This is a genomic window from Pseudomonas sp. GW822-FHT07A10 (assembly GCF_058798795.1).
This window is the reverse complement of the sequence record NZ_JBXAKV010000004.1, coordinates 232,649-252,755: the sequence shown is the minus strand read 5'-3', so window position 1 is coordinate 252,755 and position 20,107 is coordinate 232,649. Positions and strand designations below refer to the sequence as shown.

Annotated in this window: 14 protein-coding genes; 9 read left to right on the top strand and 5 right to left on the bottom strand. The window is 59.6% G+C overall.

Annotated elements, in window-relative coordinates:
* The first annotated feature begins 196 nt into the window (after positions 1-196).
* From AC1RL4_RS09430 to AC1RL4_RS09420, 3 genes are all read left to right on the top strand, one after another.
* The gene (locus AC1RL4_RS09430; protein WP_493119543.1) at positions 197-1,528 is read left to right on the top strand and encodes a DUF58 domain-containing protein; all 1,332 of its coding nucleotides are present in this window, start codon (positions 197-199) and stop codon (positions 1,526-1,528) included.
* Between the two features lie 132 nt (positions 1,529-1,660).
* Complete coding sequence (locus tag AC1RL4_RS09425) at positions 1,661-1,909, top strand: hypothetical protein (protein ID WP_019581504.1); 249 nt, start codon at positions 1,661-1,663, stop codon at positions 1,907-1,909.
* 280 nt (positions 1,910-2,189) lie between these two features.
* On the top strand, positions 2,190-2,570 hold the full coding sequence (locus AC1RL4_RS09420) for a DUF6124 family protein (protein ID WP_081625771.1): 381 nt from the start codon (positions 2,190-2,192) through the stop codon (positions 2,568-2,570).
* A gap of 50 nt (positions 2,571-2,620) precedes the next feature.
* Here AC1RL4_RS09420 and AC1RL4_RS09415 read toward each other — a convergent pair whose 3' ends face one another.
* Entirely contained in the window at positions 2,621-2,980 is a 360-nt protein-coding gene (locus tag AC1RL4_RS09415; RefSeq protein WP_028939423.1) for a PilZ domain-containing protein, read from the bottom strand.
* A 237-nt stretch (positions 2,981-3,217) separates the two neighbouring features.
* Positions 3,218-3,601 (bottom strand): tetratricopeptide repeat protein, encoded by a 384-nt coding sequence (locus tag AC1RL4_RS09410; protein WP_019581507.1) that lies wholly within the window; start codon positions 3,599-3,601, stop codon positions 3,218-3,220.
* 172 nt (positions 3,602-3,773) lie between these two features.
* On the opposite strand from AC1RL4_RS09410, the gene pyk reads away from it, so the two are divergent.
* Positions 3,774-5,225: a pyruvate kinase gene (gene pyk, locus AC1RL4_RS09405; protein WP_018926537.1), complete on the top strand. Its 1,452-nt coding sequence runs from the start codon at positions 3,774-3,776 to the stop codon at positions 5,223-5,225.
* Positions 5,226-5,323: 98 nt separating this feature from the next.
* Here pyk and AC1RL4_RS09400 read toward each other — a convergent pair whose 3' ends face one another.
* The 3 genes from AC1RL4_RS09400 to AC1RL4_RS09390 all read right to left on the bottom strand — a co-directional run bounded on the left by AC1RL4_RS09400 (position 5,324) and on the right by AC1RL4_RS09390 (position 8,300).
* Complete coding sequence (locus AC1RL4_RS09400) at positions 5,324-6,073, bottom strand: enoyl-CoA hydratase-related protein (protein WP_019581508.1); 750 nt, start codon at positions 6,071-6,073, stop codon at positions 5,324-5,326.
* A gap of 192 nt (positions 6,074-6,265) precedes the next feature.
* A complete protein-coding gene (locus AC1RL4_RS09395) occupies positions 6,266-7,201 on the bottom strand; it encodes an iron-sulfur-binding ferredoxin reductase (RefSeq protein ID WP_204124661.1) in 936 nt (311 codons plus the stop codon).
* Positions 7,194-8,300 carry a GGDEF domain-containing protein gene (locus AC1RL4_RS09390; RefSeq protein WP_026331874.1) on the bottom strand — a complete coding sequence of 369 codons (1,107 nt, stop codon included), beginning with the start codon at positions 8,298-8,300 and terminating at the stop codon, positions 7,194-7,196. Before AC1RL4_RS09390 ends, AC1RL4_RS09395 begins: the two co-directional genes overlap by 8 nt.
* Before the next feature lie 576 nt (positions 8,301-8,876).
* Between AC1RL4_RS09390 and AC1RL4_RS09385 the strand changes: the two genes are divergently transcribed.
* From AC1RL4_RS09385 to AC1RL4_RS09365, 5 genes are all read left to right on the top strand, one after another.
* Positions 8,877-10,400 carry a fumarate hydratase gene (locus tag AC1RL4_RS09385; protein ID WP_019581511.1) on the top strand — a complete coding sequence of 508 codons (1,524 nt, stop codon included), beginning with the start codon at positions 8,877-8,879 and terminating at the stop codon, positions 10,398-10,400.
* Positions 10,401-10,635: 235 nt separating this feature from the next.
* The gene (locus tag AC1RL4_RS09380) at positions 10,636-15,150 is read left to right on the top strand and encodes a SpvB/TcaC N-terminal domain-containing protein (protein WP_028939427.1); all 4,515 of its coding nucleotides are present in this window, start codon (positions 10,636-10,638) and stop codon (positions 15,148-15,150) included.
* 203 nt (positions 15,151-15,353) lie between these two features.
* Positions 15,354-17,114, top strand: coding sequence for a sensor histidine kinase (locus AC1RL4_RS09375; RefSeq protein ID WP_028939428.1), 1,761 nt, complete (start codon positions 15,354-15,356; stop codon positions 17,112-17,114).
* Complete coding sequence (locus tag AC1RL4_RS09370; RefSeq protein WP_028939429.1) at positions 17,114-18,448, top strand: sigma-54-dependent transcriptional regulator; 1,335 nt, start codon at positions 17,114-17,116, stop codon at positions 18,446-18,448. Before AC1RL4_RS09375 ends, AC1RL4_RS09370 begins: the two co-directional genes overlap by 1 nt.
* A gap of 312 nt (positions 18,449-18,760) precedes the next feature.
* Positions 18,761-20,080 carry an MFS transporter gene (locus AC1RL4_RS09365; RefSeq protein ID WP_019581515.1) on the top strand — a complete coding sequence of 440 codons (1,320 nt, stop codon included), beginning with the start codon at positions 18,761-18,763 and terminating at the stop codon, positions 20,078-20,080.
* Positions 20,081-20,107 lie beyond the last annotated feature (27 nt).

Here is a 20,107-nt window from a genome sequence, read left to right as displayed (position 1 = left end):
TTTCGTTACACGCCACTCCTGTGGCGAGGGGGCTTGCCCCCGTTGGGTTGCGAAGCGACCCCAAAACCTGCAATCGCATATCGACAGACACACCGCGGTTGTCGGGTTTACGACTGCTTCGCAGCCGAACGCGGGCAAGCCCGCTCGCCACAGAATTACCGTGCCAGACCAACCCTTGCCACGAAGTCGCGACGCCATGAAACCCTCGCGCCTGCTCTTGACCTGGCTCACTATCCTGCTGGCCATCGGCATCGTGCTGGGCGCCTTACGGGCGCTGGACATCGCCGTTCCATCAAGCCTTTTATCGATCAACTGGGGATTACTGCTAGCCCTGCTGGCCCTGGCGATACTCGACGCCATTCGCCTCAAGCGTTTGCCCTCACCGCGCCTCCAGCGACAAATGCCCGGCAGCCTGGCACTCGGTCGATGGAGCGAAGTGCGACTGGAGGTCGAGCATGATTTTACCCAGCCACTGAACATTCAGATCTTCGACCATGTACCCGACGGCCTGAGCTTCGAAAACCTGCCCCTGTCGGTCGAACTGCAACCCGGCCAACAGAGCCAGATCAGCTACCGCCTGCGCCCGCTCATGCGCGGCCATTTCAGCTTCGAACACTGCGAAATCAACCTGCCGAGCCCCATGGGTTTGTGGTCCGACAAACGCCTGCTCAACATACCCGACACCACCCGCGTCTACCCCGACTTCGCCCGCCTCTACGGCGGCGAACTGCTGGCGGTGGACAACTGGCTCAGCCAGCTCGGCGTGCGCCAACGACAACGTCGCGGTCTGGGCCTGGAATTCCATCAGCTGCGCGAATTCCGCGAAGGCGACAGCCTGCGCCAGATCGACTGGAAAGCCACCGCCCGCCAACGCACCCCCATCGCCCGCGAATACCAGGACGAGCGCGACCAGCAAATCATCTTCATGCTCGACTGCGGCCGGCGCATGCGCAGCCAGGATGGCGAACTCGCCCATTTCGATCACGCACTCAACGCCTGCTTGTTGCTCAGCTACATCGCATTACGCCAAGGCGATGCAGTCGGCCTGAGCACCTTCGCCAGCGACCGACCGCACTACCTCGCCCCGGTCAAAGGCACGGGCCAGCTCAACGTATTGCTCAACACCGTCTACGACCTCGACAGCACCCAACGCCCCGCCGACTATCAGGCTGCCGCCACGCAATTACTGGCCCGACAAAAACGCCGGGCGCTGGTGGTGCTGGTCACCAACCTGCGGGATGAAGACGATGAAGAATTGCTGACTGCGGTCAAACGCCTGAGCAAACTGCATCGGGTGTTGGTGGCGAGCCTGCGTGAAGACTTGCTCGACAATCTACGGCACGCCCCGGTGCAGACCTTGCCAGAGGCGCTGGCCTATTGCGGGACGGTGGATTATTTGAATGACCGGGCGCAACTCCATGAGCGGTTGAGTGCTCATGGAGTGCCGGTGGTGGATGCTCGGCCTGGGGAGTTGGGGGCCGAGTTGGTGACGGCGTATTTGGGGTGGAAAAAAGCTGGGACGATGTAACGTCGAATCGTATATAAAATCGTCATATCACGATGTCTACATGAATATGACGTGCGAGCACGTACGACAGGCCTTCAATCCGGGTACTTACGAAAACCAATCCCCTGAAAGCTCTATCACAAGGAATCAATCATGGACGAGACAAACCTATTTGCTTCAGTGCTAACGCAGATCAATGAGAACCAACTGGCTTTGGGCGCCGCTATAGAAGAACTATCGAATTGGGTGGCGCAACGAGGGGGTACCGAAGTAGCGGATAACATCCGATGTGCAATGCAAACGATAGATCGAAACCAAGAATTCATCTCTTTGGCACTTATTTCTATCTCCACCGATTTTAAAGAATCACAGGTTCCAAAAAAGAATGCCCCTAATGACTAGCTAACCATCAAGAGTCGCAATTCTCCTCGGTTGTTACCCGATGCCTCTCATCGGGTAACAACTGACGCTCATGGTCAGTAATCTGCTTGTTGTCCTCCTCCCGACTTCTCGAATAGCAGCGCTAACGGCTACAGAATGAAGCGCATCTGCCTACAAGTGTCAGCGACCTGGGCTGATTGTGGGTGCTGTCCGTCCCGACATAAGGTTCTCCTTCCCTCGCTGCCGTCCATTCGTCTACCTCCGAATCGGCGGTAGCTCCAACAAGGAGTTAACCGTGTTAATGCCTCGACCCAATCCACGCAATACCATCCCGCGTTCCCCCTACGGAACCCTCGACTCAAGAAAACTCCAAGAAGCTGCCAACAGGGCTCTAGATCACTATCTAAAACAGGAAAACACTGAGCCGTGTTTTGCCAACGAGCGCCCCACCGAGGAACGATCCATGAAAATGTTCACCGTTGTCCCCGATGCCAATCCCGAAGCCTTGACCATCGAGACCTACGAAACCTTTTCGACGGTCAGCATTCTGCTGCTCGACCTGGCTGAAAGCCTGGACGACAAGCCGCGACATCTGGCCATGGCGATTTATCGGATGAGTGAGTTGGGGTTGATGCTGGTGGAGCGATCGCTGGATAACGAGAAGGCGATTAAAACGACGTAGCGACGAATCCCAGTAGCAGGCTGTGCCAGCTGCTACTGGTTGCGGATTTGTCAGGCTGAAGCAGGCAATGGCTGAAAGCTGAAGTACTGCGTCAACGCCTCCATCAGCTGCCCATACTCCGGCGGTGCCGGTTGCAGGCTGAACCCGGCGTCATAATGGTGGGGCGTGGCGTCTTCATGGCACCACAGACAACACGCCTTCAGGTCAATGACCTGCTGGCAGCCGTCGCTGGCGGGGATTTTCAATCGCAGGTCAAAGTCGACGCCCACCATCATCGGCAACTGGCTGATGAGCATCAGCCCGTCGTTGGACAAGTTGCCCAGAAAGCCGATGGGTTTGTCGGTGACGCTGTTGAACACTTTCAGAAAATACGGCAGTTGATGCCGCTCGATCCGGCGGTCGGTAAACATGCGCAAATGGCCCAGCAAGGCCCTTAAGCAGGGCCGCACTAATGCTTCGGAACGTGCCGGCTACTTGATAAGCCTGGGCGCGCTCTCCCCGATCCTGGTGCGTCAGTCCTTACAACGCTGACGTTTACTGCAGCCGATCACAGGTATCACCTCGGTTTAGAAGCAGGGTTCTAAAACCGATCTATTCGACTATAGCTCACCACCGCCGGGCGGCCAGCCGTTGCATGACAGCGGCCATCAGAACTGCGTCGGGCGCACGGCCGCCGCGCTGCGCGTCGGGTAATGGCCCAGGCTCTGCAAGGTTTCCAGACGGGCACGGGCGCGATAGGCATATTCGCTTTGCGGGTAGGCCGCGATGATGTACTGGTAGGTCTGGGCCGCATCAATAAACAGCTTCTGCCGTTCCAGGCACTGGCCACGCATCATCGACACTTCCGGCTGTACGTAGCGACGGGAACGACTTTCACGATCGACCTTGGACAGTTCGAGCATTACCTGTTCGCAGTTACCGCGTTCGTAGGCGCTGTAGGCATTGTTCAAATGATGGTCCATCGACCAACGGGTGCAGCCCGTGACGCTGAGGACGCTGAGGGCAAGGGCGGCAGTGGGCACGAATCGCATGGGGGATCTCCTGTCTTGTGCTCTGTATCGACCCGTTGTCGGAAATCTTCAGGATGGCGTGCTGCAAAGTTGTCACGTTCAATAAAGAAAGCAATAAGTAGTGCAAACGAACAATGACTACACCCAAAGACCATAGTAGCCTCTGCTAGCGCTTGAACTCAGGAGTCTTTGCATGTCCGTCCGTCGTACCAAAATCGTCGCTACCCTTGGCCCGGCCAGTAACTCGCCGGAAGTTCTCGAACAGCTGATTCTGGCTGGCCTGGACGTCGCCCGCCTGAACTTCTCCCACGGCACCCCCGACGAGCACAAGGCTCGCGCGAAGCTGGTGCGTGACCTCGCTGCCAAGCACGGCCGCTTCGTTGCCCTGCTGGGTGACCTGCAAGGCCCGAAAATCCGTATCGCCAAATTCGCCAACAAGCGGATCGAGCTGAAGATCGGTGATCAATTCACCTTCTCCACCAGCCATCCGTTGACCGAAGGCAACCAGCAAGTGGTCGGCATCGACTACCCGGACCTGGTAAAAGACTGCGGCGTGGGCGACGAGCTGCTGCTCGACGACGGCCGCGTGGTGATGCGCGTCGATACCGCCACCGCCACCGAACTGAATTGCACCGTGACCATCGGCGGCCCGCTGTCGGACCATAAAGGCATCAACCGTCGCGGCGGTGGCCTGACGGCGCCGGCCCTGACCGAGAAAGACAAGGCCGACATCAAGCTCGCCGCCGAGATGGAAGTCGACTACCTCGCGGTGTCCTTCCCGCGTGACGCCGCCGACATGGAATACGCCCGTCAACTGCGCGACGAAGCCGGCGGCACTGCCTGGCTGGTGGCGAAGATCGAACGCGCCGAAGCCGTGGCCGACGACGAAACCCTCGACGGCCTGATCAAGGCCTCCGACGCGGTGATGGTTGCCCGTGGTGACCTGGGTGTGGAAATCGGCGACGCTGAGCTTGTGGGCATTCAGAAGAAAATCATTCTGCACGCTCGCCGCCACAACAAAGCCGTGATCGTCGCGACCCAGATGATGGAGTCGATGATCCAGAACCCGATGCCGACCCGCGCCGAAGTGTCCGACGTAGCCAACGCCGTACTCGACTACACGGACGCCGTGATGTTGTCGGCGGAAAGTGCTGCTGGCCTGTACCCGCTGGAAGCGGTGCAAGCCATGGCGCGCATTTGCATCGGCGCTGAAAAGCACCCGACCAGCAAGACCTCCAGCCACCGCATCGGCAAGGAATTCGAGCGCTGCGACGAGAGCATCGCGCTGGCAACCATGTACACCGCCAACCACTTCCCGGGCGTGAAAGCGATCATCGCGCTGACCGAAAGCGGCTACACCCCGCTGATCATGTCGCGTATCCGCTCGTCGGTGCCGATTTACGCGTTCACCCCGCACCGCGAAGCCCAAGCCCGCGCAGCGATGTTCCGTGGCGTGTACACCGTTCCGTTCGACCCGGCCTCGCTGGCACCGAACGAAGTCAGCCAGAAAGCCATCGACGAGCTGGTCAAGCGCGGCGTCGTGCAGAAAGGCGACTGGGTCATCCTGACCAAGGGCGACAGCTACCACACCACCGGCGGTACCAACGGCATGAAGATCCTGCACGTGGGCGACCCGCAGGTCTGAGTGACCGATTGCTGAAAAACAAAAGCCCCGCCATGTGAATGGCGGGGCTTTTTTTCGTCTGTGGTGATCGTTCCCACGCTCTGCGTGGGAACGATCGGTTAGTGTTTGCTGATAAACGCTGACAACGCCGCCATCGCTTCCGGCGAGCGCAACCGCTGGGTGAACAACGCGCCCTCTTCTTCTATGACCTGGCGCAGCTGTTCCCGGTCCGGCGCTTTCATCAATTGCTTGCTGATGCGCACCGCCTCCGCTGGCAACGACTCGAACCGCAACGCCATCTCCCGCGCCTTGGCCAACGCCGCTTCGCCACTGCCCAAGGCCTCAGTCGCGATCCCCCACGCGGCAGCCTGTTCACCGCTGAAACCTTCGCCGAGCAACAGTAACTGCGCCGCTTTGGCCTGCCCGAGCAAACGCGGCAGGATCAGACTGGAACCGAACTCCGGGCATAACCCGAGATTAACGAACGGCATGCGCAACCTCGCATCCGCACTGACATAAACCAGATCGCAATGCAGCAGCATCGTCGTGCCGATCCCCACCGCCGCGCCGGCTACCGCAGCGATCACTGGCTTGCGGCACTCAAGAAGGCCGAGCATGAAGTGAAACACCGGGCTGTCGAGGTTACCCGGCGGTTGCTGGATGAAGTCGGCGATGTCGTTGCCAGCCGTGAAGCACTCGGCGCTGCCGGCAATCAGCACGGCTTTGATTTCGGGGTCGCTGTCGGCAAGCCGCAAACCCTCCGCCAGTTGGCTGTACATGGCGCGGGTCAGGGCGTTTTTCTTTTCCGGGCGGTTGAGGCGCAGGGTCAGTAAACCGCGCTCACGTTCAAACTGGATGGCGTCGGGCATGGCGTGTCCTGATCTGAGAGGATCAACTGTGGCGAGGGAGCTTGCTCCCGTTCGGCTGCGAAGCAGTCGTAAAACCGGCACGCTCGGTTTGTCTGATACCCGAGGTAGCGTCTGTTTTTAGGGGCCACTTCGCAGCCCAACGGGGGCGAGCCCCCTCGCCACAGCAAGCTCCCTCGCCACAAAAATCAGCGCTCAACCATGGGGTACAAAGACATCCGCCAGCAGTTGATTGCGCGGCAAACCCGCCAGGTACAAGCGCCGGGCAAAGGCGTCGACGCTGTCGGGTGCTCCGCAGACTAAGGCCAGGGTTTGCCGGGAAACAAGGTGCAGTTGCGCCAAAGCCGCGGGCAACTCGGCCGCCGTCCACAGCTCGACATTAAGGTTTTCACGGCCCTCGGCCATGGCTTGCAGGGGTTTGGCCAGATAATGCTCACTGGCATCATGGGCCAGGTGAATGACGCGGATGGCGCCCTGGTGATGCTGACGCAAGGCTTCGCGCAAGATGCCGAACAACGGCCCCAGACCGGTGCCGGCCGCCAGCAACCACAGTGGTCGGGTGTGCCAGTCCGGATCGTAATGCAGCGCCCCGCCGCGCAACTCGCCGAGGCGGATCGGATCGCCGATTTTCAAGCGACGCGCCGCGTCACTGAATTCCCCCGGTTGACGGCAATCGAGGTGGAATTCCAGAAAGCGGTCTTCTTCTGGCAGGCTGGCCAGGGAATATGGCCGCGCCACCTGCCCCGCCCACAACACCAGATGCTGCCCCGCCTGATAGCGCAACGGGCGCTCGCTGGTCAGGCGCAAGCGCAACACGCTGGCGCTCAGCCAATCGCTGGCGACCACTTGCGCGGCAAGACCATCGCGCAGCGGGTCAAAAGTTTCGACTTGCAGATCGTCAACCACCTGGCACTGACAGGCCAACCGCCAACCCTGTTGGCGCTGTTCATTGCTCAAGGCATCGGGACGGCTGTCGCTGGGCAGGCCCTCGACACATTTGACCAGGCACGCGTGGCAACTGCCGGCGCGGCAGCTATAGGGCACCGGCACGCCGTTTTGATTGAGGGCATCGAGCAGGTTACTGCCCGCCTCCACTGCCCATTGGCGTTCGCCGACCCGTAACTCAGGCATCGACATTCTCCCAGGCGGCCGCGCAACGGTTACGGCCGTCACGCTTGGCGCGGTACAGCGCCTGATCGGCGCAGTGCAAGGCACGATCCAGATCGTCACCCAATTCCAACAAGGTCATGCCCGCCGACAGGCTGAGGTGGGCGATCTCCAGGCCGACCAATTCGACATCCATGAAGGCTATGCGCAAGCGCTCGCAACAGGCCGTCAGGCGCTCGGCATCGCAATCGGGCAACAGCACCACGAATTCTTCACCACCATAGCGGGCCAGAATATCGCCATCGCGCAGGCAGGCCGTGGCCACTCCGGCGAACGCTTGCAGCACCTGATCGCCGGCGGCGTGGCCATGAACATCGTTGATGCGTTTGAAGTGGTCGAGGTCGATCAGCGCCAGGCCATGCACCACACCGACTTCCATGGCGTTCAGCTCGCGGGAGGCCAGGCGCAGAAAATGCCGGCGGTTGAACAGCCCGGTGAGTTCGTCGGTCGCCACCAGGCCTTCGAGCTGGCGCATCATCCCGCGCAGGGTGTCTTGATGCGCCTGCAAGGCGAACCGCCGCTGACGCATACGCTGGCGCGACACCTGGACGTAACGGGCATAGAGCACCAGCCAGCCGAGTACCACAAACAGCACGCACACCTGCAACAGGGCCTGCGTCGGGTCGTGCAGCTTGAAGTGGTAAAGCTCCCATAACGTGATGGCGCTGAAACTGAAAAACACCAGCAACGCGCAACGCACAAAAGCAATACGCGACAGATGAAACAGCCCGAACAACAGGATCAGCAGGTAAAACACCAGAAACGCACCGCGCGCCTCGTCCAGATGGGCAATCAGCCAGGATTGCCAACCCAGCCCCAGCAGTATTTGCACTTCGGTCAGGCTGGGGTCGGAACAGCGCAGGTTCGTGCCGCTGTAAAACACCGCGAACAACACGGCCTGGCTGAACACCGTCAACACGCTGCCGATCACCATGCCGGCAAGGGAGTCGTCGTAATGGCCGGTGAAAAACGCCAGCCACACCAGCAGCAAGGCCAGGGCATAAGTGCCGGCCGCAAGGGCAAAGCGTTTGAGCAAAAGCCGCTGGATGGCGTTATGGGTCAATCGTTGATTCACCGTGCGAAAGGAGGCTGTCAGAGTGTCCTACTCTACAGACCGGATGCCACTTTAGTGGCGAGTCTGATAAATGACCATTCAATTTTTAGGGCGAAATTCTGGCGTCAAACCCATGACCCGTTTCCTGTGAGTCGAGCCTTGCTGCATTCCAGGTAGCAGCTGCCGAAGACTGCGTTCGCTGTAGCAGCTGTCGAGCTTGCGAGGCTGCGTTCGGCTGCGTTCGGCTGCGAAGCAGTCGTGAATCCGGCTGACACGGTCTGCCTGACATACCGCAAATCTCTGATATTGCGACTGCTTCGCAGCCGAACGCAGCCTTCGGCAGCTGCCACAGGTTCGCGTTGTGCGGCTATATCAGGATTCGTGGCGATCCGCACCGGCGATCTATGCGACCAACGTTTGACTGTCAACAGATGTACCCGCCTTTGATGCGCGGTATACTGCCGCGCCTTTTTAGCGTCGCGCCAGCATGCCCGGCGTGCCTTGAAAGGTGTCTGCGACCGACCGATGCACCCAAGCCGCAGGCACCTTATTGAATGTTCCCGTCTTTTAGAGGAGCGCGACTCGATGACCGTGATCAAGCAAGACGACCTGATTCAGAGCGTTGCCGACGCCCTGCAATTCATTTCTTACTACCACCCCGTGGATTTCATCCAGGCGATGCACGAGGCCTACCTGCGTGAAGAATCGCCGGCAGCCCGCGATTCCATCGCGCAAATCCTGATCAACTCGCGCATGTGCGCCACCGGCCACCGCCCGATCTGCCAGGACACCGGTATCGTCACCGTGTTCGTGCGCGTGGGCATGGACGTACGTTGGGATGGCGCCACCATGGGCCTGGACGACATGATCAACGAAGGCGTGCGCCGGGCTTACAACCTGCCGGAAAACGTCCTGCGTGCCTCGATCCTCGCCGACCCGGCGGGTGCTCGTAAAAACACCAAGGACAACACCCCGGCCGTTATCCACTACTCCATCGTTCCGGGTAACACCGTGGAAGTGGACGTGGCGGCCAAGGGCGGCGGTTCCGAGAACAAGTCGAAAATGGCCATGCTCAACCCATCCGACTCGATCGTCGACTGGGTTTTGAAAACCGTTCCGACCATGGGCGCCGGCTGGTGCCCACCGGGCATGCTCGGCATTGGCATCGGCGGCACCGCCGAGAAAGCCGCCGTGATGGCCAAGGAAGTGTTGATGGAATCCATCGACATTCACGAGCTCAAAGCACGCGGCCCGCAGAACCGTATCGAAGAGATGCGCCTGGAGCTGTTCGAGAAGGTCAACCAACTGGGCATCGGCGCCCAGGGCCTGGGCGGTCTGACCACCGTGCTCGACGTGAAGATCATGGATTACCCAACCCACGCCGCCTCCCTGCCGGTGTGCATGATCCCCAACTGCGCCGCCACCCGTCACGCGCACTTCGTGCTCGACGGTTCCGGCCCGGCCTCGCTGGAAGCGCCACCGCTGGACGCCTACCCGGAAATCGTCTGGGAAGCCGGCCCGTCGGCCCGCCGCGTCAACCTCGACACCCTGACGCCGGAAGAAGTGCAGAGCTGGAAGCCGGGCGAAACCGTCCTGCTCAACGGCAAGATGCTCACCGGTCGCGACGCCGCGCACAAGCGCATGGTCGAGATGCTGAACAAGGGCGAAACCCTGCCGGTGGACCTGAAAGGTCGCTTCATCTACTACGTCGGCCCGGTTGATCCGGTGCGCGAAGAAGTGGTGGGCCCTGCCGGTCCGACCACCGCGACGCGGATGGACAAGTTCACCCGTCAAATCCTCGAGCAAACCGGCCTGTTGGGCATGATCGGCAAATCCGAGCGCGGCCCGACCGCAATCGAAGCGATCAAGGACCACAAAGCCGTTTACCTAATGGCTGTCGGCGGCGCGGCTTACCTGGTGGCGCAAGCGATCAAGAAATCCCGCGTGGTGGCATTCGCCGAACTGGGGATGGAAGCCATCTACGAGTTCGACGTCAAAGACATGCCGGTGACTGTTGCGGTCGACAGCAAAGGTGAGTCGGTACACATCACCGGTCCTGCCATCTGGCAGAAAAAGATCAGTGAAAGCCTGGCGGTCGAAGTGCAGTAAGCGCTTCGATTGACCCCAACGGCCGGCTCGTCAGATGACGACCCGGCCGTTTTTTTGCTGACGAACAGTGTCAATCGGCATTAAAAACTTTCTCCTTACAGCGATTCGATCTAGAAAACCCCCTCTGACCTGTCAGATCTGACAGGTTACGAATGCCGCCCATCTTGTTAGCGTCTGACCTATCCCGCGACACCGTTGCCATGCAACAGCGTCTGGCCAAAACAGGATCAGCCCCATGCAAGAACAAGCGTCCCTGAGCATCACTGAACCTTCCATCGCCAAGAGCGCTTCAATCGCCACCATCGCCAGTAGCTGGGGCTCGACGGGTTCGACGGGAGCCACTGCCTATGACTTGCCTGTGCCCTTGTCATTGGGCCGTGGCTGGGATCCTCACCTCTTACTAAGTTACAGCAGCCAGTCGGGAAACGGTCCGTTCGGTATCGGTTGGCGCTTGAACCTTCAGGCTTTTACCCGCCAGACGGACAAGGGTGTACCAAGTTATCGTGACGAGAAGGATGTGTTCATCGACCCCTTGGGGCAGGAGGTGATGCCCGATCGTGACAACGAGGGCAAGATCGAGTCCAGAGAGGTGTCCGAATACTGTGGTCAACTCGTTGGCAAACATACGGTGGTGCGTTACAGGCCTCGGGTCGAACAGACATTCGACCTCATCGAGTTCTGGCGTTCCGACTTCACGCCCGAGGGCTTCTGGCTGGTGCACGGAGCAGACGGCAGCCTGCACCTTTTCGGCAAAGACGACAGCTCCCGCGTGGCCGACCCGCAAGCCCCACTCCATGTGGCGACGTGGCTGTTGCAGGAAAGCATGAACGCCCTTGGCGAGCATATTTGCTATGAGTACCTGTCAGAGAAACAGGACGAGCTTCCTGACCCGCATGACTACCGGGCCCAGCGATATTTGCATCGAGTGCTCTACGGCAATGGTCAGGCAAACGATCAGTTGTACGGTTGGAATGTCTTGAGGCCGGCACCACCTTCATGGCTTTTTCACGTGGTATTCGATTACGGCGAACGTACGCTGGGCCTGACTGAAAAACCGGTTTATGACGGCGCGACACTCGAGCCTTGGTTAGTCCGTAACGACCCGTTTTCATCCTATGGGCGAGGCTTCGAAGTGGGCACCCGGCGCCTCTGTCGGCAGGTGCTGATGTTTCACAGTTTCCCGCAACTGGGCGATAAACCTGTGCTGGTGCGCCGCTTGCTGCTGGAGTACTCGGACTACACCAACCTGCGGCCCTACAGCCAGATCACAGCGGCGCATTATCAGGCATACGAAGCCGGCGGACTGATGGAATCCTCGCCGCCGGTGGAATTCGAATACTCGTCTTTCGAACTCAACACGCAGCCGAGCGCATTTTTTCCGTTCGAGGTCATGCCGGCAATCGAGGATGGACAGACATATCAATGTGTTGATCTGTTCAGCGAAAGCATTCCCGGTTTTCTGTGTTGCTATGACCAATGCTGGTATTACCGCGAACCGCTGCGTGGCGCGGACAATGTCGATCACATCACGTATGGCCCCTGGACAGCCCTGGATAAAATCCCGGGCGCCGACCGCAATAAGGAGGCGCATCAGGCCCTGATGGACCTGACCGGCGAAGGCCGTCTGAACTGGATTATTGCCGAGCCGGGAATGTGTGGTTTTTATACGCTGAACCCGGATAAATCCTGGTCTGGCTTCATTCCGTTCACGGCGTTCCCGGTGGAGTTTTTCAACGTCCTTTCGCAACTGGGCGACTTTACGGGAGACGGGCTCAACTCCCTGGCCCTGATCGGGCCCAACGCTGTACGCCTTTACGCCAACCGGCGCGAAGACGGTTTTGCCAAGGGCGAAGATGTCGCTCATGAGCCGCCTGATGACCGTCTGCCGTTGATCAGCAACTCACCCATCGAGCTGGTATTTCTGGGCAACCTGAACGGTAGCGACATGACCGGGTTGTGCCGCATTCGTCACAACGAAATCAAATGCTGGCCAAACCTCGGGCATGGGAAATTCGGCACTGGCTTTGTTATCGACGGCCCCGTTTTCGAGTACGAAACATTCAACGTGAGCCAGGTGCGCATCGCGGACCTGGACGGGTCCGGCGCACCGGCGCTGATCTATCTCAAATCGGATCACTTTGAGATTTACCTCAACCGCGGCGGCAACGGTTTCGAAAAGACACCCATCGAGGTTTCGTGGCCCGAAGACGTGCGTTACGACAACCTGTGCCAAGTCACATTCGCCGACCTGCAAGGGCTCGGTTGCGCCAGCCTGATCCTGACCGTGACGCACATGAAGCCCCAGCACTGGCGTTATGACTTTGTCAGCGCCAAGCCCTATTTGCTGACATCGAGCAATAACAACATGGGGTGCTTCACCGAGGCGGTGTACAGAAGTTCTGCGCAATTCTGGCTGGATGAAAAAAAGGACATCCTCGGCCTCGGGCGACTTCCCGTGTGTTACCTGCCGTTTGCCGTGCAAGTCGTCAGTCAACAGACCCAGCTCGACGAAATCACCGGCAACTGCCTGAATCAGTTTTTCAGTTATTTCGCGGGATACTACGACAGTCGGGACCGCGAATTCCGGGGCTTCGGCCGCGTGCGCCAAACCGACAGTGAAAGTGCATCAGATGACGACAACACCGGCTTTACCGAATCGGCGCTGCTCGACATCTGGTATCACACCGGCAACAGGATCAATGCATCTCGCGATGGATATTTCAATCTCGATGATGAGGCACAGCCTCTGGGTGACACGCTTTTTTGTCGGTATCACCCGGCCGACGATTGCGAAGAGATCATTACGCCGGCCGACGACGCCATTGCCCACGAAATCGCCCGCGCCCTCGCAGGTTCCGTATTGAGAGTCGAAACCAGAGCGGAGAAAGACACAGACGCCGACACTCCCATTCTGGTAGAGCAAAATCGTTACATCGTGCGCGAAGTGCGTGAGCGCGGCCACCATCCCGACTCGGTGTTGATGGCATCCCTGCTGGAGAACATCAGCTACCGTTACGAACGTATCGTCGAAGACCCGTTGTGCCGCCATGTCATCAACCTGAAACGAGACGAATTCGGCCTGACCACCCACAGCTTCACGGTCAGTTACGCCCGCCGCAGGACCGAAAAGGATGAGCCCCCCTTTGAAGACCCTGACGAAAGGAAGCGCTGGTTCGATGCACATGACCGAGCACAACAGTCTTATTACCTGAGCGAAACCCGCGCCCAATTCATTCACTTGGTCGACCTGCAGGGCTGGCGGATTGGTCTGCCGTTTCTGCAACGCGGCAACGCATTGATTTTGCCCAAAGGAACAGCACCATCGGGTCTCAACCCCGCAGAAATTTCTTATAAGGACTTCCTGGATTCATTCAAGTCCCTCGAATGGGCCGCTGTGCGGGAACTGACCGCGCAATCGGTGCAACTCTACGTCGACACGAACAATGACGAGTTGCCGAAGGATGAAGCCTGTTTACAGGCTTTGCGGGGGACGATGGAAATCGCTTATCTGAACAAGAACGCGCTGGAGGTCTACGGCAACGTAACGCCCCCGATCGATATCCGGGAAGAACTTGCGAACATTGGATATCTGCCCATGGAGCTGTTTCTGGGTGCGGACGACACGGCCGACAAAAAGGAGGACGAAGAGAGAAATCTTTGGTCTGCCCTACACAACTTTGCTACGTATGCTGGCATCGATCAATTCTACCGAGTGATCAAATACAACGAAACGCAAAGCCACGGTGTCACCCAGGCGCAATATGACGAGTACTGTCTGGTGACCAAAAGCGTCGAGCAGCCGGATGGCTGCACCACTCGCGTCGAGCAGGATTACTTCTCAGGGTTAACGAAGAGCATCACCGACGCCAACGATAATACGGAGGAAGCCTATAACGGTCCTTCCGGTGTGCACACTCACACTTTTCACGGCACTGAAAATGGTCAGCCCATCGGCTTTGGCTTAATCAGAAACTATATCCCCAGCGGAGATTTAAGCCCTGACACGGCAATCGAGCACCCTGAAGATGAGCTGCAAGAAGCGGCCAGCACCTTGCGCACAGATCTTCACTGCTGGATGGGCACATTGCCCGTATCGGCCAGACAGAACACCGAATGGCTGAACGAGTGGATCAACAACGGTTACGTGTTACCCAGCGGCCACATTCGCGCCAGTGCCCGCAGGCGCCTGGCCAGGATCCGAACGCGCACGCCGGCGGAACAGGCTTTAAATGACTTGTTGCACACCGTCGAGCGCATGCCGGTGCACAGCGTCCGCCTGAGTGCGGACCGGTACCCTGGTGACGATGTTTCGGCAAAATTCCACATCATTCGGTCATTTTTCGACGGTTTTCAACGGCTCTTGCAAACTCAGCAACGGGTCGAGTCCGGTGAAGCTTATGTCGTGAAGGACGGCAAATTGGAGTACGAGAACGGTGAGCCAATGGTGGCATACGCCGATCAACGCTGGCGCATCAGCGAGCGCGTGGAATACAACAACAAAGGGTTAGTAGTACGAACGTATCGTCCCTATTTCGCCAATGCTAAGGGTTACATCCGCGATCACTCCTTCAGGGATTCCGGCCATCACGATAAAAGCTTCTACGACGTGATGGGTCGCCTCATCAAGATCATCAACGCCAAGGGGCATATTGCGCTCGTCGTCTATCATCCCTGGTATGTCAGAAACTGGGACTACAATGACACCTACGTCGGACCAGACGCGAAAGGACTCAATATGGGGAACCGATGATGCCCATTGTCGACTGGCAAACACCGTCATTGAAATCCTTTGACTCGCGGGGCCTGGCAGTCCCCTGCCGAGAACATCAAAGTGTTGCCGGGTAATGAGCGTTTCCACGGGACCGCCCGCCACAGTGCGCCAATAGGCAATATCTCTTGCGGCGGGCGCACATGCTATGGTGCCCGCCCAACTTTCTAACTGTTTGCGCCAGCATGCTGCCGATTTCTCGTACCTTGCGTTTGTCGTTTTATACCTTGCTCATCATCGCCGGTGCCGCGTTGGCGGCCGGCTTGGCCGTGCGTCACGCCGAACGCCAGGCGTTAGTCGAAGACGCGGCCCGCGCCAACCAGCAACTGGCGCTGTACGCCAATTCCCTGCATACCCTGATCGACCGCTACCGTGCCCTGCCCGCCGTGCTGGCGCTGGACCCGGAGTTGCGCGCCGCGCTCGATGGCCCGGTAACGCTTGAGCAACAGGACGCACTGAACCGCAAACTGGAAAAAATCAACGGTGCGGCCCAGTCCTCGACCCTGGAACTGCTCGACCGCACCGGCCTCGCCGTGGCCGCCAGCAATTGGCGTTTGCCCAGCAGTTACGTCGGCCACAACTACGGTTTTCGCCCCTACTTCAGCCAGACCCGCACCCAGGGCGCCGGGCGCTTTTATGCGGTAGGCGTAACCAGTGGCATTCCCGGCTACTTTCTCTCCAGCGCGGTGACCCGCGACAGCGGCGAGTTCCTCGGCGCCATGGTGGTGAAACTGGAATTCCCGGAGCTGGAGCGCGAATGGCGTCAGGGCAGCGACACGCTGCTGGTCAGCGATGCACGCGGGATCATCTTCATTGCCAACCAGCCGGGCTGGCGCTATCGCCTGTTGAAACCGTTGAACGACAGCGACCGCGCCGAACTTAAAGCCACCCGGCAATACGACAAACAACCGCTGACACCGCTGGATTACCAATCGCTGCAGCGCTTTGACGACAACAGTGATCTGGCGCGCGTCGTCGGTCCTGACGGCACGGCAAACTATCTGTGGGAATCGCTGCCGCTGACCACTGAAGGCTGGACCTTGCACCTGCTGCGCCGCCCGCAAATCGCCTTCGAAGACATCCGTAACGCCGCGCTCGCCGCTGCCGGGTTGTGGCTGGCACTGGTGTTTCTGTTGCTGTTCCTTAATCAACGCTGGCGCCTGGCCAAGCTGCGCCAACGCAGCCGCGAAGAACTCGAACAACTGGTAGAAGAACGCACCCGTGACCTGCGCACCGCTCAGGACGGACTGGTGCAATCGGCCAAACTCGCGGCGCTGGGGCAGATGTCCGCAGCGCTGGCCCATGAAATCAATCAGCCCCTGACCGCTCAGCGCATGCAGCTTGCTACGCTGAGGTTGCTACTCGATCACGGCCGGGTCGACGACGCCTACAAGGCGCTCAAACCGGTGGACGACATGCTCACGCGCATGGCCGCCCTCACCGGCCACCTGAAAACCTTCGCGCGCAAAAGCCCCAGCGGTTTGCGCGAACGGCTGGATCTGGCGGCGGTGGTGGATCAGGCCCTGCAATTGCTCGACGCCCGCCTGCGCGATGAACAGGTCAGCCTGGTGCTGCACCTGACCCGTCCGGCCTGGGTGCGTGGTGATGCGATTCGTCTGGAACAGGTGCTGATCAACCTGCTGCGCAACGCCCTGGACGCCATGCAGGGCAAATCCTGCAAGCGTCTGGAAATCCGCCTCGAAGCCGATGAACAGCTATGGCGCCTGAGTGTGATCGACAATGGCGGCGGCATTGCCGAAGAACATTTGAGCCAGGTGTTCGATCCATTCTTCACCACCAAACCGGTGGGTGACGGCCTGGGCTTGGGGCTGGCCGTGTCCTTTGCCATCGTCCACGAAGCGGGCGGACGCCTGAGCGCCGATAATGGCGAAAAAGGCGCGGTATTCACCCTGACGTTGCCCATTGATCTGGAGGTATGTACCTGATGCTCAATTCGGTGATGGTGGTCGATGACGAAAGCAGCATCCGCAGCGCCGTCGAACAGTGGCTGAGCCTGTCGGGGTTCGAGGTGCAACTGTTCAGCCGCGCCGATGAATGCCTGGCGCAACTGCCGAAACACTTCCCTGGGGTGATTCTCAGCGATGTGCGCATGCCAGGCATGAGCGGGCTGGAGCTGCTGGCCGAAGTGCAGCGCCGCGACGCCGATTTGCCGGTGATCTTGCTGACTGGTCACGGCGATGTGCCGATGGCCGTCGAAGCGATGCGCGATGGCGCCTACGATTTCCTCGAAAAACCCTTCAGCCCGGAAACCCTGCTGAGCAGCCTGCGCCGCGCGCTGGACAAACGCCGGCTGGTGCTGGAAAACCGTGCCCTGCACGAGCAGGCCGACAATCGCGCCAAACTCGATGCCACCCTGCTGGGGGTATCCCGTGGTTTGCAGACGCTGCGCCGGCAAGTGCTGGATCTGGCGACGCTGCCGGTCAATGTGCTGATCCGTGGCGAAACCGGCAGCGGCAAGGAACTGGTTGCCCGCTGCCTGCACGACTTCGGCCCCCGCGCCGACAAGCCCTTCGTCGCCTTGAACTGCGCGGCGATTCCCGAGCAGTTGTTCGAGGCCGAACTGTTCGGCCATGAGAGCGGAGCGTTCACCGGCGCCCAGGGCAAGCGCATCGGCAAGCTCGAATACGCCGACGGTGGCACGCTGTTTCTCGATGAAATCGAAAGCATGCCGCTGGCGCAGCAGGTGAAACTGCTGCGGGTGTTGCAGGAGCAGAAGCTTGAGCGATTGGGCTCCAATCAGAGCATCCGCGTGGATTTGCGCATCATCGCCGCGACCAAACCCGACTTGCTGGATGAAGCCCGGGCCGGGCGTTTTCGCGAGGACCTGGCGTATCGCTTGAACGTCGCCGAGCTGCGGCTGCCGCCGTTGCGTGATCGGCGTGAAGACATTCCACTATTGTTCGAGTTCTTCGCGCAGAGTGCCGCCGAACGCCTTGGCCGTACCTTTCCACCGTTGAGCGGGCCGCAATTGAGCCATCTGCTGAGCCACGACTGGCCGGGCAATGTGCGCGAGCTGGCGAACGTCGCCGAGCGCCAAGTGCTGGGCCTCGGCGAACCGGAGCCGGTGGGGATCGATCCCGGCCAGTCACTGGCCGCGCAGCAAGAAGCCTTCGAAGCGCATTGCTTGCGCGCGGCGCTGACCCGGCATAAGGGCGATGTGAAAGCGGTGCTTGAAGAACTGCAACTGCCGCGCCGTACCTTCAATGAAAAGATGCAGCGGCATGGGTTGAGTCGCGAGATGTTCATATCCGACACATGACCTGTGGCGAGGGGGCTTGTCGGAACGCCGCATCGCCCCGTTGGAGTGCGAAGCGCTCCCCGGCATTTTTCAGGTACACCATATTTGCAGACTTTACGACTGCTTCGCAGCCGAACGGGGGCAAGCCCCCTCGCCACAAGTGATCGGCGGAAATCCGCTCATGCTTGCATATACCTTGAGCGACTATCCGCTCAACAAAACCTCTTACCCCCTCTAAACCGGCCCTCCTCCCCTTGGCACAGCTCCTGCTATAGCCCCTGCAGGCTGCGTTTACACGCGCTCCACAAAAACAATTAAACGAAGGATCCTTCAATGGATAACTCCAACGCCCTGCCCCTTGGGTCGGCTGCCGTGCCGGCTAAAGAAAGAAGCACCGCCAGCCGGATCAAATCGATCTTCAGCGGCTCTGTCGGCAACATGGTCGAGTGGTACGACTGGTACGTCTACGCCGCCTTCTCCCTGTACTTCGCCAAAGTCTTCTTCCCCAAAGGCGACACCACCGCCCAACTGCTCAACACCGCCGCAATCTTCGCCGTGGGCTTTTTGATGCGCCCGATCGGTGGCTGGCTGATGGGCCTCTACGCTGACAAGGCCGGCCGTAAAGCCGCGCTCATGGCCTCGGTCTACCTGATGTGCTTCGGCTCGCTGCTGATCGCCCTGAGCCCAGGCTATGAAACCATCGGTATCGGCGCGCCGATCCTGCTGGTGTTCGCCCGCCTGCTGCAAGGTTTGTCGGTGGGGGGTGAGTACGGCACCTCGGCGACGTACCTCAGCGAGATGGCAACCAAGGAACGTCGCGGCTTCTACTCGAGTTTCCAGTACGTGACGCTGATCTCCGGCCAGCTCATCGCCCTGGGCGTGCTGATCGTGCTGCAAAATTTCCTGACCACCGAAGAGCTGTACGCCTGGGGCTGGCGCATTCCATTCGCCATCGGCGCGCTGTGTGCCGTGGTCGCGCTGTACCTGCGTCGTGGCATGGAAGAAACCGAGTCGTTCACCAAGAAAGAGAAGGCCAAGGAAAGCGCGATGCGCACCTTGCTGCGCCATCCCAAGGAACTGATGACCGTGGTCGGCCTGACCATGGGCGGCACGCTCGCGTTCTACACCTACACCACGTACATGCAGAAATACCTGGTGAACACCGTCGGCATGAGCATTTCCGACTCCACCACGATTTCCGCGGCCACGCTGTTCCTGTTCATGTGCCTGCAACCGATCATCGGCGGGCTGTCGGATAAAGTCGGTCGGCGGCCGATCCTGATCGCCTTCGGTATTCTCGGGACGCTGTTCACCGTACCGATCCTGACCACCCTGCACACCATCCAGAGCTGGTGGGGCGCGTTCTTCCTGATCATGGCGGCGCTGATCATCGTCAGCGGCTACACCTCGATCAACGCGGTGGTCAAAGCCGAACTGTTCCCCACCGAAATCCGCGCCCTGGGCGTCGGCCTGCCATACGCACTGACCGTGTCGATCTTCGGCGGCACCGCTGAATACATCGCCCTGTGGTTCAAGAGCATCGGCATGGAAACCGGTTATTACTGGTATGTCACGGCGTGCATCGCGGTGTCGTTGCTGGTGTACGTGACCATGAAAGACACCCGCAAGCATTCGCGGATCGAGACCGACTGACAGCAATATTGATAGTGGCTGTACCGT